Origin of the sequence: Pseudomonas sp. zfem002 (assembly GCF_032621685.1) — a bacterium.
In the GTDB taxonomy this organism is placed as follows: Bacteria; Pseudomonadota; Gammaproteobacteria; order Pseudomonadales; family Pseudomonadaceae; genus Aquipseudomonas; species Aquipseudomonas japonica.
Window position 1 is genome coordinate 71,769 of sequence record NZ_JAVYJH010000026.1, and the last position, 16,593, is coordinate 88,361.

Below are 16,593 nucleotides of genomic sequence, written 5' to 3' on the forward strand. Positions count from 1 at the left end.
CCTTCGCAAGCACTTGCGCGCGATATTCGCCAACCCGACCAATCACCGATCAGGGGTATTCCCTTGGCCGCCCGGGCGCAGTAGGATATTTTGCATAACTACAGTTATCTAAATATAAAAACAGGTTGGCCGAGGCAAAGATGGATCAACGAAGCAGAGAACTGTCACAGGCCGCGCTCAAGCGGCGCTTGCTCGTGCAAGCGCTGGGCAGCGCGGCCTTGATCGGGGGCGTTGCCCTCAGCGGACGGGCCATGGCCCAGGCATTGACGGCTGATTCCCAGCCGGTGCTGGACGTGCTGATCATCGGCGCCGGGCTCGCCGGACTGACCGCAGCCCGGGACCTGCAACGGGCCGGCAGCACCTCCTGCGTGGTACTGGAAGCACGGGATCGCGTGGGTGGACGCACCTACAACCATCCCCTTGGCAATGGCCTGGTCTCGGAAGCCGGCGGGGAATGGATCGGCCCCGGCCAGACCGCGATCTTCGACCTGGCGCGTGAACTCGAGGTCGAGACCTTCCCCACCTACTACCAGGGGCGCACGGTCTACCTGGTGGGCGATGCCCAGTACGAGGAAGACCTGAGCAAAGCCCAGGGCGCCAGCAACCCGATCACCGAGAAGCTCAACCAGATGGCGCGCCGAGTCCCCAGCAAGGAGCCCTGGACCGCGGCGGATGCGCCCGAGATCGACAAACTGTCGGTGGGCCAATGGTTGGCCAGCCAGGGCCTGGACAACGTCAGCCGGCTGAGCTTCGACACCTCCATCGGCCTGACCACCGGCACCCCGCCTTCCAGCCTCGCGCTGCTGCACTACCTCTCGCTGATCAACTCCGCCGATTGCAGCATGGAAAAGCTCGAGGGATTCAAGGACGGTGCCCAGGAAACCCGTTTCGTGGGCGGCTCGCAGGTCCTCTGCCAGCGCATGGCGCAAGCGCTGGGCGATCAGGTGAAACTGTCCACGCCGGTGCGCAAGATCGTCGGCTGGGACCAGGACATCGTCGAGGTCCATACCGACCAGGGCGTGTTCCGCACCCGCCAGGTCATCGCCGCGCTGCACCCGGCGCTGTGCAACCAGATCGTCTTCGACCCACCCCTGCCGGAAGGCCGGGCGCAGTTGCAACGCCTGTGGCCGTCCCACGCGCCGATGCGCAAGACGGTGCATGTCTACGAGCGGCCGTTCTGGCGGGAAAAGGGCCTCAACGGCCAGGTCGTGCAGGCCGACGGCCCGCTGATTCTCTCCTGCGACAACTCTCCGCCAGACGCCAGCGTCGGCATCCTGATGGGCTTCGTGCGCAGCGCCCAGCTCACCGATGAACCCGCAGCAGCCGAACGCCGGCTCGCACGGATCTATGCCCGGGCGCTGGGCAAGGAAGCACTGGAGGTCAAGCAATTCCATGACCACGACTGGGCCAAGGTCGATCCCTGGACCCTGACCTGCGTGGGCTCCATTCCCCCGGGCTTCCTCACCCGCTGGGGGCGTTACCTGAAGCCGGCAGTCGGGCGCCTGATCTGGTCGGGCACCGAGACCTCCGATCTCTGGACCAGCAGCATGGATGGCGCGGTACGCTCCGGCCACCGCGCAGCACTTGAAGCCCTGCAGGCCCTCGTCGGCAGCCGGAGGCAGGCATGAGAAAGCGCACCTTGCTGTGGAGCAGCGCACTGCTCGTCGGCGCCCTGCTCGGCGCGGCCGCCGTCTACGGGCCGGAACTGGTCGCCGGCTACCGCTTCATGAATGCCCTGGACCGCCACTACGCCAGCTACGAGGCCAATGGTGGTGCCTGGCCGCAACCGCAGGATGCCTGCGCGCTGTGCCATGGCGTGCGCGGGCAACCCGAAAACGCGCAATACCCGGCGCTGGCGGGGCAACCGGCGGCCTACCTCCAGGCGCAACTGCAGGCGTTCGCCCAGGGCAAACGGCACAGCCCGCAGATGCAGCCACTGGTGGCAGACCTGGGCGAGGCACGCATCCAGGCCCTGGCCGAGTACTTCGCCCGCCAGGAGCCGCGGATCACCCACGCACCCGCACCAGATGACGCCCTGCAGGCCCGCGGCCAGGCCAGTGTCGCCGCCCGCGCCTGCAGCGCCTGCCACGGCGCGCAGCTGTCCGGCAGTGAGATAGGCCCACGTCTCGCCGGCCAGGGCCAGGCCTACCTGCTGGAGCAACTCCAGGCCTTCAAGCAGGGCCGGCGCACGGATCCCAGCGGCGCCATGAACGCCACCGTCAGCCTCATTCCGGACGACGAACTGCAAGCCCTGGCGCACTACCTCGCAGGTCTCGCCCCGACGGCCCGATAAGGCCGCTCATCCCTCCCGTGAATGGTGCCTGCGTGAGGCAGGCACCGTCGTTGACGCACTCATCCGTGTCGGTCGGGCAATCCGCCGTTGATGTGGATCAACAATATACATAACAGTCGTTGCGTTAATATTCACAGCGATTTACAGTCTTGTAGAACAACAATTACAGGAGCTCATCAAATGACAGACTCCACGCACCACTCCATCCGCGAACGCGCTCACCGTGTCACGCACAGCGCCTCTGTGCAGTCGACATATCTCCCGGGCTTGCTGCCCCGATCGAGAGCGCTGGCCACCAGGTTCGAGCCACCGCGGGACCTCGCCCGCGCAGCTCATCACGCTGCAAAAACCACGCTCCGCCGGCAGTCCCTGTCGACCCGGATCCGCCCCTCTCAATCCATTGCCCGGCCTGGTCGCACAGGCACGGAGACCTCATGAGCAACCTACATTTCGATACCCTGATCATCGGTGCGGGCCTGTCAGGCATCGGCACGGCATGCCACCTGGCGAAAGAGTTCCCGGATCGCAGCATGGCCATCCTGGAGCGGCGCGACTGCATGGGGGGGACGTGGGATCTTTTCCGCTATCCGGGCATTCGCTCCGACTCGGACATGCTCAGCTACGGCTACAAATTCCGCCTGTGGGACAGCGAAAAGGTGCTGGCCGACGGCGCCGCCATCCGCAGCTATATCCAGGACACTGCCAGGCAGTACGGGCTGAGCGAGAAGATTCACTACGGGCTGAAGATCACCAACGCCAACTGGTCCAGCGAGCAGCGCCTGTGGCAAGTGACCGCCCACCACGAGGCGAGCGGAGCCGTGCGGCACTACACCTGCAGGTTCCTGTTGTGCTGCACCGGCTACTACAACCACGACGACGGTTTCCTGCCCAGCTTCCCGGGCGAGGAAGCCTTCAAGGGCGTGCGGGTTCACCCGCAGCACTGGCCCGAGGACCTCGACTACACCGGCAAGAAGGTCGTGGTGATCGGCAGCGGTGCCACCGCGGCCACGCTGATCCCGGCCATGGCTGACAAGACCCGCCACATCACCATGCTGCAGCGCTCGCCCTCCTACATCTACTCGCTGCCCGCCACCGACAAACTCACCACCGCGCTCGCCCACATCATGCCCAAGCGCTGGGCCCATGGCCTGGCGCGCAAGCGCAATATCGCCCTGTACCGGGCGGTGTACCTCGCCTGTCGGCAATGGCCACAGCTGGCGCGGCGGATCATCCTGTCCCACGTGCGCCGCCAGGTCGGCCCCAACGCCGACATGCGCCACTTCACGCCCAACTACATGCCCTGGGACGAGCGCCTGTGCGCGGTGCCCAATGGTGATCTGTTCAAGGCCATCCGCAGCGGCCAGGCCTCGGTCGAGACCGATCACATCGAGCGTTTCACCGAAAACGGCATCCTCCTGAAGTCCGGCAAGCAGCTGTCAGCCGACATCATCATCGCGGCGACCGGCCTCAAGCTGCAGTTGCTGGGCGGGATGAGCATCTCGGTGGATGGCGTTCCACGCCAGCTCGGCGAGCAGATGACCTACAAAGCGGTGCTGCTGGAAAACCTGCCGAACATGGCCTGGATCTTCGGCTACACCAACGTGTCCTGGACCCTCAAGGTCGATCTGGCGGCCCGGTACCTGTGCCGGCTGTTCCGCTACATGGACGAAAACCGCTTCGACGTCGTGACCCCTCGTGACGATGCCAACAACGCATTGAACGACGGGATGATGAATTCCATGAAGTCGGGATACATCCAGCGCGACCAGCAGTTCCTGCCGCGCCAGGGCAAGTCCTACCCGTGGTTCGTGTTCATGCACTACGGCCGTGACAAGCAGATGCTGCTCAAGGATCCCGTCGAAGACCACCGCCTGAAATTCGTCCGCAGCGAGCGACACGTCAGCGCCGTAAGGCCTTCGCGCGTCGCCAGCTGAGTGCAACTTCCTGCCCGGCCACTGGCTTGCGCTTCGAGTGGTCGGGATCTGACAAAAAAAAGAAAGGTAGAACCCGATGCAAGGTCAAATGATGACGCTGCCCCTGACCATCCCTTCACTGCTCGAACACGCAGCGCGGTATCACGGCGACACGGAAATCGTCTCCTGTACCCACGAAGGCTCCGTTCATCGCTACACCTATGCTGACGCGCACAAGCGCGCCAAGCAGGCCGCCAACGCCCTGATCCGCCTGGGCACGACCCCGGGCAGCCGCGTGGGCACCCTGGCCTGGAACGGCTTCCGGCATTTCGAGCTCTACTATGCGATCTCGGGCACCGGCGCAATCACCCATACCGTCAACCCGCGACTGTTCCCCGAACAGATCCGCTGGATCATCAGGGACGCCGAAGACGAAATCGTCTTCTTCGACCTGAGTTTCGTCTCGCTGGTAGAGAGCATTGCCGCCGACTGCCCGAGCGTGAAGCATTGGGTAGCGATGACTGACCGTGCGCACATGCCAGCCACGCAGATCGCCAACCTGCTGTGCTACGAAGAACTGCTCGACGCCGAGTCGAGCGACTTCTCCTGGCCGCAACTGGACGAGCACTCGGCCGCGGCGCTGTGCTACACCTCGGGCACCACCGGCAACCCCAAGGGCGTACTGTATTCGCACCGCGCCACCTTGCTGCATGCCTTCTCCAGCTCGCTTCCGGATGCACTGGCGCTGTCCGCAACCGACGTGGTCTCCCCGGTAGTGCCGATGTTCCACGTCAACGCCTGGGGCTTGCCGTACTCGGCGCCGCTGGTGGGTGCCAAACTGGTGTTTCCTGGCGCCGCACTGGACGGTGAAAGCATTTTCAAGCTGTTCGAGCGCGAGCGCGTGACCTTCTCCGCCGGCGTCCCCACGGTGTGGCTCAGCCTGCAACAGCACATGCGCCAGAGCACGGGCCGCCTTGCGGACCTGAAACGCATGGTCGTCGGCGGCGCCGCCTGCCCGCCGGCCATGATGCGCAGCTACGAGGAAGAATTCGGCATCCGCCTGCAACACGCCTGGGGCATGACCGAGCTGTCGCCGCTGGGCGCGATCAACACGCTGAAGGCAACGCAACTGACCCTGGACGCCGAGGCGCGCTTTGCCATTGGCGTCAAGCAGGGCCGCCCGCCCTTCGGCATCGACCTGAAAATCATCGACGACGACGGCAACGAACTGCCGCGCGACGGCAAGACCGCCGGTGCCCTGATGGTCCGTGGCCACTGGGTGGTCGACCACTACTTCGGTATCGACGCCAGCCCGCTGGCGGACGGCTGGTTCCCCACCGGCGATGTGGCCACCCTCGACGCCGACGGGTTCATGCAGATCACCGACCGGGCCAAGGACGTGATCAAGTCCGGCGGCGAATGGATCAGCTCCATCGACCTGGAAAACATCGCCATGAGTCACCCGGCCGTCGCCGAAGCCGCCGCGCTGGGTATCGCCCATCCGAAATGGGACGAGCGCCCCTTGGTGGCGGTGGTACTGAAACCCGGCCTGAGCGCGACCCGCGAAGACGTGCTGGCCCAGTACCCCGGGAAGGTCGCACGTTTCTGCATCCCCGACGACATCGTGTTCGTCGAGGCACTGCCGCACACCGCGACCGGCAAGGTCAGCAAGGTGCAGCTGCGCGAGCAACTGCGCGACTACCGCTGGCCAACTGCTCAGCAGCCCAAGGTGACCTCATGAACGCGCAGCTCTACACCCGCGAGATCGATCTGCCCGAAGGGCGCTGGAAAAGCAGGCTGGTCAACCTGGCCCTGCGCCTGCTGGTCAAGTCGGGGCATGGCCTGAACATCGATATCGGCAAGCTGCGCAAGCAGTTCGACCGGCTCGATGGCCAGGCGCCCAAGGCGTTCCCCGCGAACGTCCGGCGCGACGCGGTGAACTGCAACGGCGTCGCCGCCCAATGGCTGACGCCCACCGATTGCAGGCCGGAGCGGGTGTTGCTGTACATCCATGGCGGGGCGTTCGTCGCCTATACCCCCGAGGTCTACGCGGCGATGGTCGCCAGCTGGTGCCAGCCGCTCAAGGCGCGGGCGTTGCTGGTGGACTACCGCCTGGCGCCGGAGCACCCGTTCCCGGCGGCGCTCAATGACGCGCTGAAGGCCTATCGCTGGTTGCAGAACCAAGGCATCAGGCCGGAAAACATCGTGATCGCCGGCGACTCGGCGGGCGGCAACCTGGTGCTGTCGTTGCTCCAGCGCCTGCGCGACGACCGCGAAGTCGCGCCAGGCTGCGCCGTGCTGCTCTCGCCGTTCCTCGACTTCACCCTCAGCGGTGCCAGCGCACTGGGCAATGCGCGCCACGACCCGATCTTCACCCCGGCCTTCGCGATCGGTATCCGCACCTTCTATGCCCCGGCCGAGACCCACGGGCTGCCGGCGGTGTCGCCGCTGTTCGGCAGTTTCGCGGGGCTGCCGCCCCTGCTGTTCCAGGTCGGCAGCACCGAGATGCTGCTGGACGATTCGGTACGCGCCGCGGCCAAGGCCGCGGCCGCCGGCGTACCCGTGCAACTGGAGGTCTGGAAGCGCCTGCCACATGTGTTCCAGATGATGCCGGCACTGCCCCAGGCCCTGGCGGCGCAACGCAACATCATCGGCTTCGTCAATCGGTACACGGCCTGGAACGGGTGAATCCACCTCGTCAGTAACGCCGTGCCTCTCATCGCCACCCTTCGAGAACAACAAGATGGAATTCGACTATCTGATCGTCGGCGCCGGCTCTGCCGGCTGCGTCCTTGCCAACCGCCTCAGTGCCGACCCCAGCGTCAGCGTAGGCCTGCTGGAGGCCGGTCCCGAAGACCGCTCTCCCCTGATCCACACCCCGGTAGGGATGGCCGCCATCCTGCCGACCCGGCATGTCAACTGGGCCTTCAAGACCACCGCGCAACCTGGCCTGGGCGGCCGCCTCGGCTACCAGCCGCGCGGCAAGGTGCTGGGCGGCAGCAGTTCGATCAACGGCATGATCTACATCCGTGGCCATCAGGACGACTTCAACGACTGGCAGGCACTGGGCAACGACGGCTGGTCGTTCGACGACGTGCTGCCCTACTTCCGCAAGAGCGAAATGCACCACGGCGGCAACGATGACTTTCACGGCGGTGAAGGTGAACTCTACGTCGGCCCCGCACACCGGCATGTCGCCACCGAGGCCTTCGTCGAGTCGGCGATTCGCGCCGGCCATCGCTTCAACGACGACTTCAACGGCCCGCAACAGGAAGGCGTCGGCTATTACGACGTGACCATCCGCGACGGTCGGCGCTGGAGCACGGCAACCGCGTTCCTCAAACCGATCCGGCAACGGCGCAACCTCACGGTGCTGACCAGCACCCATGTCGAAAGCATCGTCCTGCAGGGCGACCGGGCCACGGGCGTGCAGGCGCTGATCAAGGGCCGCCGGGTTCACCTGAAGGCGCGCAAGGAAGTCCTCCTGGCCGCCGGTACGTTCGGCAGCCCCCACCTGCTGATGCTCTCCGGCATCGGTTCCGAGGCCGAGCTCAAGCCCCAGGGCATCGAAGTGCGGCATGAGCTGCCGGGTGTCGGTCAGAACCTGCAGGATCACCCCGACGTGGTGCTCTGCTACAAGAGCAGCGACACCTCGTTGCTCGGTGTCTCCGTGGGCGGCAGCCTGAACATGGGCAAGGCGCTGTACGAATACCTGCGCCATCGGCGCGGCCCGCTATCGAGCAACTGTGCCGAGGCCGGCGGTTTCCTCAAGACCGACCCGAGCCTGGCGCGTCCGGATATCCAGCTGCATGCGGTGATCGGTACGGTCGACGACCACAACCGCAAACTGCACTGGGGCCATGGTTTCAGCTGTCACGTCTGCGTACTGCGCCCCAAGAGCATCGGCAGCGTCGGCCTGACGTCCCCGGACTCGCGGGTCGCACCGCGTATCGACCCGCATTTCCTGGAGCACGACGACGACGTCAAGACCCTGCTCAAGGGCTACCGCATGGCCCGGGAAATCATCGCCCAGACCCCGATGGCCGGCTTCGGCCTGCGCGATTTCTACAGCACCGGCCTGCACAGCGACGAGCAACTGATCGAGCTGCTGCGCAAGCGCACCGACAGCATTTATCACCCGATCGGCACCTGCAAGATGGGCCAGGACGAGATGGCCGTGGTCGACAGCCAGTTGCGCGTCCACGGGATCGAGGGCCTGCGGGTCATCGACGCCTCGATCATGCCGACCCTGGTCGGCGGCAACACCAACGCGGCGTCGATCATGATCGCCGAGCGCGGTGCCGAGTGGGTTGCACAGGCTTGATCTGAGCAGCCTGTCTGGAACCTTGCAGCGTCCTTGAGACCGAGCGCCGCCCGCGCGGCGCTCGGTCTCAAGGGCGCTGCAAGGCTCAAGGCGGGTACCTGGAAGCCTCGACACGGTCTCCTGTCAGTCCCTTGGCGTTGTGTAGATACCCATATGCCAGGCAAAAAAAAGCGCCCCGAAGGGCGCAAAAGTGGGGCATGACATGACAGGAACAGTGTCAGCTCGTAGCAGCTTCGTCAGCCCGTGGAGCACTGTGCATCAACGCAATACCAGGCGCAGAAGAATCTGGGTAAGGCGACCATACGGCGGCTTGAGCATGAAGCTGCCGTTGTGTTTTGCCTGGTAGAAGATCGGACGCATCTTGCTGAAGGTCTGGAACCCTTCCTCGGCGTGGTAGTGACCCAACCCCGAGTTGCCCACGCCACCGAACGGCAGGTTCTCCTGCAGTACGTGAAGCATCACGCTGTTGACCGAAACACCACCGGAAATCGTTTGCCGCAGCACCGTCTCGACCCGCCCGGCATCTTCGTCGAACAGGTACAGGGCCAGCGGCCGCTCGTGGGCATTGATGTACTCCACAGCGTCTTCCAGGCGGCGATAGCCAAGCACCGGCAGCACCGGCCCGAAGATTTCCTCCTGCATGATCAGCATGTCGTCACGCACATCGAACACCAGGTGCGGCGCCAGCTTGCCGACGCGCCGGGCACCTTCGGCATCGGCCAGGGCCACCACCCGCGCGCCCTTCTCCCGCGCATCGGCCAGCAGGGCCTCGACCCGCGCCAGTTGGCGGGCGTTGATCATGCAGCTGTAGTCCGGGTTGTCGGCCAGCGGCGTCGGGTAATGCCCGTTCACCGCCGCCCTCGCATGCTCGATGAATGCATCTTCGCTATCGGCCGGCAGGAACACATAGTCAGGCGCGACACAGGTCTGCCCGGCATTGAGGCACTTGCCCCAGAGGATGGTTTCAGCCGCTTTCTGCAGCGAATAGCCGGGGGCCACCAGGGTCGGCGACTTGCCGCCCAGTTCCAGGGTGACAGGCGTCAGGTTCTCGCTGCAGTTGCGCATGATCTGCCGGCCCACGGCGGGCGAGCCGGTGAAGATCAGATGGTCGAACGGCAGGCGCGAGAAGCCATCGTTGATCCCGGGGCCCGGCTGCACGACCGCCACCAGGTCCTCGGCGAAACGCTTGCCGAGCAGTTCCGCGAGCAGGCGGCCGAAATGGCTCGAATCGCTGGCGACCTTGATCATCGCGCGGTTGCCGGCGGCCAGGGCGCCGCACAGCGGCCCCAGGGTCAGGTACAGCGGGTAGTTCCAGGGCGCGGCGATGCCGATCACCCCCAGCGGCTGGGCGAGCAACGCGGCGCGCCCGGGCTGGAACCAGATGCCGACGCCACGCTTGCGCGGCTTCATCCAGCCCTTCAGGCACTTGATCGCGTGGTTGATTTCACTGACCAGGCCGAAGATATCCAGCAGCTTGGTTTCGTGCGCGGAGCGATGGCCGAAATCGCTGGAAATGGCCGCCGCGATATCGTCCGCGTGGTCCAGCACCAGGGCCTTGAGCGCCTGCAGGTTGGCACGACGCGACTCAAAGGAAGGGTAACGCTCCTGCGCGAATGCCTTGCGCTGCTGGGCGAAAACTTCGCGCATCCGCTCTACCGCCGGTGCGACTTGCTCGATGGACATGGGGTGTTCTCCGGGTGAGGTTCCGAGGGTTCGCCAAGGCTTCGTTGACGAAGCCTGGCGAACGCGCGCATCAGCGCGCGTAGGACGGTTGCTGCTTTGCCCGCGCCAGGGCGAAGAAGGCGTAGTACAGCTGGATCATCATGTAGGACCAGGTGACCAGCGCGATGGACATGAAGATCGCCTTCGAGTCGTCTCCCGGGATCGGGTAGAAGTCGTAGATGCAGGCCACGATCAGACCGGTCAACGCTGCGAGGGTGACGCCCAGCGCATGCAGGCGCTCACCGGCACTCAGCAGACGGCCGATGAAGTACGCCAGGAAGACCGAATAGGCGATCCACATGCCCACGTAGAAGTAAGGCAACGGCTTGACCATGAAATCGGCCTTGATCATGACGAAAGTGCTGGCGAAGGTGATCGCGAAGATCAGCGCATCCTTGAGCTTCGACGGCTTGTAGTCGTGGGTGACCGCCATCAGCCCGAGCACGGTCACGATGGGGATGCCGAAGCCTCGCGAGAAGGCGTCGAGGAAGAAGGAAATGTTGTAGGAGACCTTCCACTGGGTCAGCAGGAAGATCAGCAGGTTACTGCCGGAGAATGCCACGATCAGCCACTCCAGCCCCAACAGGAAGTTGCCCTTGCGCAGAAACTTGATGCCATAGGTGGCTCCCGAGGTGACCAGGAGTACACAGGTGAGCAAGGCGGCTATATCTCTGGTTTCCATAGCGAAATTCTCTTTTTTATCGGATTCGGGGTTTCATTTCGACGCTGGGACGAGTGATGCGAGGTAATGGGAAAGCGCTTTGCGATCCTCCGCCGACAAGGTCGCGGTGATCGCCGTCATCGAACCGGTCGGGTCGACCCGCCGTCCCTGGGCGAAGGCATCCAGCTGGGCCTGGAGGTAGTCGGCGCCCTGCCCGGCCAGACGCGGGAACAGGGCCTGGCCCATCAGCTTCTCGCCATGACAGGCCGTGCAGGCACCCGCGGTCGCCAGCCGTTCACCCTGCTCGCGCAAGGCGGGGTCAGGCTTGAACCAGTGGTTTTCCACCGCAGGCTGGGCGGCGTAGTGATTGGCCAGCTTGAGGATTTCTTCCTCGGTGAGCGTCATCGCCAGAGGCTGCATGTTCGGGTTGATGCGCTGACCCTTGGCAAAGGCATGGAGCTGCGCCTGCAGGTACTCGGTGGGTTGCCCGGCCAGGCTCGGATAGCGCTGATGCAGGGAGGTGCCCTGCTTGCCATGGCAGCCAATGCAGGCGTCCGCCGTCTGTGGCCACGGTCCCTCCGCCTCGTAGGCCTGGGTGGTGGTATCGATGTAGTCCAGCAGACGGTACATCCCCAGCAGATCGCGCCCGAACACGGCCAGCAGCACGACCAGGACAACCGCGACACCCAACAACAATTTCTTCTTCATGATCGCCCCTATGCCTTACGCAGCGAACCGAGTGCCTGCAGCGCACTCTGATGACCCGAGCGCACCGCGCCGTCCATATAGCCCGCCCAGATTTCAGCGGTTTCGGTACCCGACCAGATGAGGTTGCCGCAGGCCGGTCGCAGCGACGGGCCATGCTGGCTCCAGAAGCCGGGTGGAATCGCCGACACGCAGGTGAGGCTCCAGGGATCGGCCTGCCCCCAGTCATGGTCGTGATAACCGATCGGGCTAAGCGCCTCGTCACCCAACGAGCGCGCATAGATCTGCGCCAGCACCTGGCGCGCGGCATCATGGTCGGACGGCACCATGGCATTGACGACGAAGGCGTTGATCACGCCGATTTCGCCATCGGGCGGCGAGTTGTCCCAGGCCCAGAGCACCTGGCCCTTGATCTGCAGGGTGTGGCCATTGAGGCCCTTGTCCCGCCAGAACGGCCGCTTGTACACCATCGCCGTCTTGCGCGCCGGACTGTGCGCGGGCCAGGCGCGCTGCAGGGCGGCGCGGCCTTCCGGCAGTGCGGGCTGGAAGCGCACCTGGTTGCACAGCGCCGGGTGGATCGCCACGATCACGCGGCGTGCGCGCACCTCGCCCTGGTCGGTGATCAGGCGCACCACGTCGCGATCCCAGTCGGCGATTTCCCGTACCGGGCAGGCCAGGCGCAGCTTGTCACCCAGGGCCTCGGCCATGCGCGTGCACAACGCCTGCGAGCCACCGACGAAGCGCGTGCCTTGCGCGCTGTCCTTGATCGAGTCGAGCTTCATGTAGTCGCAGCTCGCCGAGTTGATCATCGAGAGGAAATGCAGCAGGCCCATCTTGGCCGGGGTTACCCCACCCGTCAGCGTGAGGCTGGTGTCCCAACCAGATCGATCTTCAGGCTTGATATTTTGCTGGGCCAACCAGTCGCCCATCGAAAGCTTGTCCAGTTCCGCTACCCTCGGCGAGGTCCACGGAGCGCCCGACGGCACCACCTTGGACAATTCGCTGAGCTTGGCGCCGATGCTTTCATCGGTGCCGAAAGTGCCTTTCAGATCGATCTCAAGACGGCCTTCCCCACCAAGCACCACCGTGTTGCCCTGGTAGTAGGTCGGGAAGGTGCCGATATCGAGCTCGCGCGCAAGATCCGCCACGGCCGTCTGGCCCGGGCCGATCCACTGGCCACCGGCTTCCGAGATCTGCCCACCGCCCAGGTCATGGTTCAGCACCCGGCCGCCGACGCGCTGACGCGCCTCCAGCACCACGAATGACTGACAACCGGCATTTTGCAGATCACGGGCGGCAGTGAGCCCGGCCATCCCGGCGCCGATGATGGCGACATCGAGCACGCCATCATCGCTGCCCGGAACCTTGGGCTTGCCTTCGTCGGCCATGCTCAGCGTGGCCTGCAGGCCAAGACCGCCGACGGCCGCCGTGGCACCGGCGAACTTCAGCAGTTGCCGGCGTTTGAGATCGAATGGGTTGGAGGGGGGCCTTTCAGCCATACAGGGAGCCTCACACGGTTGTTGTTTGCGTGCTGCACGCGAGCGGGCAGCACCTTTATCGGTTCTGCTCAGGCGCCCAGCGCAAGGCGCGACGAACGGCGGCGCAGGCTCAGGCCAAACAGCACCATCCAGAAGGGGAAGATCAGCACCACGAGGACCAGCAACGCATTGGTCACGGCATCCAGCTGCGGGAAGAAGCCGACGATGAAGTACAGGCCGAAGCACCAGCCGACAACCTTCAGCGGCAACAGGATCGAAGCCCCCCAGCCGGCATTCTTCAGGTGGCCGCCCACGACCAGGCCCCAGAACAGCACGACCGGTCCTTCGCACCACCAGAGCCCGCGCTGGCTGCCCACGGCGATGCTCGTCCAGGCGACTTCGGCGGCAGCCTGCACGGCCGGTGCGCCGCTCTGGTGAAGTGCCGCGAGCGGGTTGAGTACCGACAGTTGCAGGGCCGCGCCCACCACACCGAGGATCACGTAGGTGGCAATGGCCAGCGCGGCCATGTCGCCGAGGGCACCGGCCTGCTCACGGAACGTCCGCCACAGATAGCCGCCGATCACCAGCAGGGGCAGGTAGAAGCCCAGCAGGTCGGCGAACATCGACAGCCTGAAGAACTGCCGCTGCTCTGCCGGCAGGCTCAGCATTTGCGCGCCGTCCAGGGTCACAGTCATGTCACCGTGGGTCACCATCAGCATGAAAGAGACGTTGAGGTAGGCAAACAGGCCGCCCAGGATCGCCGCCCAGGCGGTGATCCGCACGGCATCGTTCGAATTGCTGTTCATTGTTGCTCCAGGGTTGCGAAGGCGATGCGCAGGCCAGCCCCAGGGCGGGCCCGCGGCATCACCGGTTTAGTGTGCGTTCTATGCCCGGGCCCGACGGTTCACGTAACCGTCGAGCACACCCACACCGGCCAGGGCGGTCCTCATGACGCACCACTGCAGTGGCTCGGGTAGCGTCGACGGGGTCTTGTGGCGCAGCGCCGCCAGCAGCGGGTGCTCGATACCGCCGATCTGCTCGGCCAGCAGGTGGCCGACCAGCGACTGGGTACCGACGCCATGCCCGGAACAGCCAGCGGTGTAGAGGATGTTGCCGTGCGCGCCGGTGGCGCCGACCACGGGCAAGGCATCGAATGCCAGGCTGATGTAGCCGCTCCAGCAGGCCCGGATGGCGCTGCCGCGAAGCGTCGGGAAACGATCGTTCAAGGCTTGCTGCAAGGCCTTGTAGGCGGCGTTGTCAGGCTGGTTGGGCGTGCCCGAGCCATAGGCGTAGCCGAGCTGCTTGGTGGTGACCAGCAAGGTGTCGCGGGCGGTCAGGCGATGGCTTTCCATGGTCCAGTGCGGGGTCACGATCCCTTCCCTGTCGTGCCAGCCCAGACTCTGCAACTGCGCCTTGGACAGGGGTTCGGTCTCGAGCGCAGAAACCCGCAGCGGCACCACCTTGTCGCGCAGCAGGCCCAGTTGCGGCGTGTAGGCGTTGGTGGCGAGGACCATGAACGGCGCACGCACGCTGCCTCGCTCGGTGCGGCAGGTGATGGTCTTGCCTTCGCTGTAGGACAGCAGTCGGGTCTGCTCGAACAGGCGTACACCGGCCTGCAGCGCGGCACGCCGCAGGCCCATGACGTACTTGCCGGGATCAAGGGTGCCACCGTGCTGGGTACAGCCGAACAGGAATGCCGGCGGAATGCCCCGGGCGCGCATTTCGTCGCGCTCGACGAAGCGCGTGACCGAGCCCAGCTCTTGGCCAAGCGCCATGCCGTGACGCAGTTTCTTTTCCTGGGAGGGGTGAATCACGGCACGGATGATGCCGGAGGGGTTGTAGTCGCAGTCGATCGCCAGCTCACGCAGGCGTCTTTCCACGTAGCTCACGCCTTCATCGTAGAACGATACGATCTTCCTGGCCTTCTCCAGACCCACACGCTTGTGGAACAGCTCGAACTCCACACCCATGCTGCCCGCCAGGTAGCCGGCATTGCGTCCGCTGGCACCGAAGCCGGCGAAATCCTGCTCCAGGACAACCACGCTGGCGCCCAGCGCGGTCAGCTCCAGTGCGGTCGAGAGGCCGGCGAAGCCCGCGCCGACGACGACCACGTCGGCCTCGAGGTCGCCCTCCAGCGCCGCCTGCAGGTCATCCGGACGCTCCACCCATCCACCAATCGGACGGAATTTGTCAGCACCGGTATGGGGCTGCTGTGTTTCGCTGAAATGGTTCATGCACGCTCTCCGGTCAGCTGGAAACCAGCTGGACGACAAGCGCATCGAGAGGCTGCAGGCATGCTGGATTCACACATGGCACCCTCACTGCGACTTGTTGTTGTTTGTGATGACTCTACTGCTGCATCCAATTTAACGCAACTAGTGTTATGTATTTTGTCCAGGCCATACCAGGCAGGCTTTCGGCATGCTTTACGAGCACATGGAAAAGGTCTTCGAGGCGACCTGGACAGGCGCGTTGACAAACGCTATTTGCAGACTGAACCGCGCGCCGCAGAGCGGCGCCGGATTCATTGGGAAGGCAGCGCGGCGACCCCATGGCGGGAGAACAGCAACGGATCGGCGCCCTTGCCGGCCAGTGCGGCGGTGAGCGATACACCGTCGGCACTGCGCGACGCCTTGAAGGTACGACCACCGTCACTGCTGCGGACTTCCAGACCATCGAGCCCCACCGCAAGGACCTGTTCGCCCTGCACCGCGATGGAGGTGATCGAGCTGCGGGCGTCGAGCGCAATGCGCTGCCAGTCCGTGCCGTCGGCCGTTCCCCGCCACAGGCTGCCGCGCTGGCCGCCCAGCAGCAGGCTGCCGTCGGCCAGCACCGCACCGGTCCAGAACGTGCCCTCGTAGCCGGTGTCGAGGTAGCGCCAGGTCTGCCCCTGGTCGTCGGAGCGCAGCAGTTGCCCGCGCTCGGCGGTGGCATACAGCGCGCCATGGCCATCGACGAACAGGCTCATCAGGTTGAGGTCGGCACGACTGGCACCCGCAGGCGCCGGAAGTTTGCGTTCGCTCCAGGTCGCGCCGCCGTCTTCAGTGGTCAGCACCAGCGACCAGAGCCCTACCGCCACGCCCCGCCGTTCATCGAAGAAGTGCACGGCGAACAGCGGCCGGTCTTCATCAGGGGTCAGGCGCTGGACCTGCCAGCTGTCGCCGCCATCCGTGCTGGCGAGGATCGCCCCCCAGTGCCCCACTGCCCAGCCGTGACTGGCGTCACTGAAGCTGACCCCGGTCAGGGTGCTGGAAACGGGTACGGCGCGGGCCTGGCGGTAGCTGTTGCCCTTGTCGTCGGAGAGCAGCACCACGCCATGATCGCCCACCGTGACCACCCGTTCCCCGGCCCAGTCGGCCCCCAGCAGCAGCGCCTGGGCGGCATGCGCCGTCGGCACGGCGGCCACCGGCTCCAGCCCGGCGGCCAGCGACGAGGCCATGGGCAGCGCCGCCAGCAGCGCCACGCCCAGGATTGTTTTCAGGTATCCCATACCGCTC

Annotated in this window: 13 protein-coding genes; 6 read left to right on the top strand and 7 right to left on the bottom strand. The window is 65.2% G+C overall.

Annotated elements, in window-relative coordinates; translation table 11 throughout:
* Nucleotides 1-140: 140 nt before the first annotated feature.
* From RTI28_RS25280 to RTI28_RS25305, 6 genes are all read left to right on the top strand, one after another.
* Nucleotides 141-1,628 (top strand): flavin monoamine oxidase family protein, encoded by a 1,488-nt coding sequence (locus RTI28_RS25280; protein WP_316923009.1) that lies wholly within the window; start codon nucleotides 141-143, stop codon nucleotides 1,626-1,628.
* Nucleotides 1,625-2,293, top strand: coding sequence for a c-type cytochrome (locus RTI28_RS25285; protein WP_316923010.1), 669 nt, complete (start codon nucleotides 1,625-1,627; stop codon nucleotides 2,291-2,293). Before RTI28_RS25280 ends, RTI28_RS25285 begins: the two co-directional genes overlap by 4 nt.
* Nucleotides 2,294-2,727: 434 nt before the next feature.
* A complete protein-coding gene (locus tag RTI28_RS25290) occupies nucleotides 2,728-4,227 on the top strand; it encodes an NAD(P)/FAD-dependent oxidoreductase (protein ID WP_316923011.1) in 1,500 nt (499 codons plus the stop codon).
* A 91-nt stretch (nucleotides 4,228-4,318) separates the two neighbouring features.
* Entirely contained in the window at nucleotides 4,319-5,947 is a 1,629-nt protein-coding gene (locus tag RTI28_RS25295; RefSeq protein ID WP_316923012.1) for a 3-(methylthio)propionyl-CoA ligase, read from the top strand.
* Nucleotides 5,944-6,894 (top strand): alpha/beta hydrolase, encoded by a 951-nt coding sequence (locus tag RTI28_RS25300; protein WP_316923013.1) that lies wholly within the window; start codon nucleotides 5,944-5,946, stop codon nucleotides 6,892-6,894. Before RTI28_RS25295 ends, RTI28_RS25300 begins: the two co-directional genes overlap by 4 nt.
* Nucleotides 6,895-6,949: 55 nt before the next feature.
* Nucleotides 6,950-8,530, top strand: a complete 1,581-nt coding sequence (locus RTI28_RS25305; RefSeq protein WP_316923014.1) for a GMC family oxidoreductase — start codon at nucleotides 6,950-6,952, stop codon at nucleotides 8,528-8,530.
* Between the two features lie 258 nt (nucleotides 8,531-8,788).
* On the opposite strand, the gene RTI28_RS25310 is transcribed toward RTI28_RS25305, so the two are convergent.
* From RTI28_RS25310 to RTI28_RS25340, 7 genes are all read right to left on the bottom strand, one after another.
* Complete coding sequence (locus RTI28_RS25310) at nucleotides 8,789-10,213, bottom strand: coniferyl aldehyde dehydrogenase (protein ID WP_316923015.1); 1,425 nt, start codon at nucleotides 10,211-10,213, stop codon at nucleotides 8,789-8,791.
* Nucleotides 10,214-10,283: 70 nt separating this feature from the next.
* On the bottom strand, nucleotides 10,284-10,934 hold the full coding sequence (locus RTI28_RS25315; protein ID WP_316923016.1) for a hypothetical protein: 651 nt from the start codon (nucleotides 10,932-10,934) through the stop codon (nucleotides 10,284-10,286).
* A gap of 33 nt (nucleotides 10,935-10,967) precedes the next feature.
* Nucleotides 10,968-11,621, bottom strand: coding sequence for a c-type cytochrome (locus RTI28_RS25320; RefSeq protein ID WP_316923017.1), 654 nt, complete (start codon nucleotides 11,619-11,621; stop codon nucleotides 10,968-10,970).
* Between the two features lie 8 nt (nucleotides 11,622-11,629).
* The gene (locus RTI28_RS25325; RefSeq protein ID WP_316923018.1) at nucleotides 11,630-13,117 is read right to left on the bottom strand and encodes a flavin monoamine oxidase family protein; all 1,488 of its coding nucleotides are present in this window, start codon (nucleotides 13,115-13,117) and stop codon (nucleotides 11,630-11,632) included.
* Between the two features lie 68 nt (nucleotides 13,118-13,185).
* Nucleotides 13,186-13,902 (bottom strand): hypothetical protein, encoded by a 717-nt coding sequence (locus RTI28_RS25330; protein ID WP_316923019.1) that lies wholly within the window; start codon nucleotides 13,900-13,902, stop codon nucleotides 13,186-13,188.
* 78 nt (nucleotides 13,903-13,980) lie between these two features.
* Nucleotides 13,981-15,330 carry an FAD-dependent oxidoreductase gene (locus RTI28_RS25335; RefSeq protein WP_316923020.1) on the bottom strand — a complete coding sequence of 450 codons (1,350 nt, stop codon included), beginning with the start codon at nucleotides 15,328-15,330 and terminating at the stop codon, nucleotides 13,981-13,983.
* A 290-nt stretch (nucleotides 15,331-15,620) separates the two neighbouring features.
* Complete coding sequence (locus RTI28_RS25340; RefSeq protein WP_316923021.1) at nucleotides 15,621-16,586, bottom strand: WD40/YVTN/BNR-like repeat-containing protein; 966 nt, start codon at nucleotides 16,584-16,586, stop codon at nucleotides 15,621-15,623.
* Between the last annotated feature and the right edge of the window lie 7 nt (nucleotides 16,587-16,593).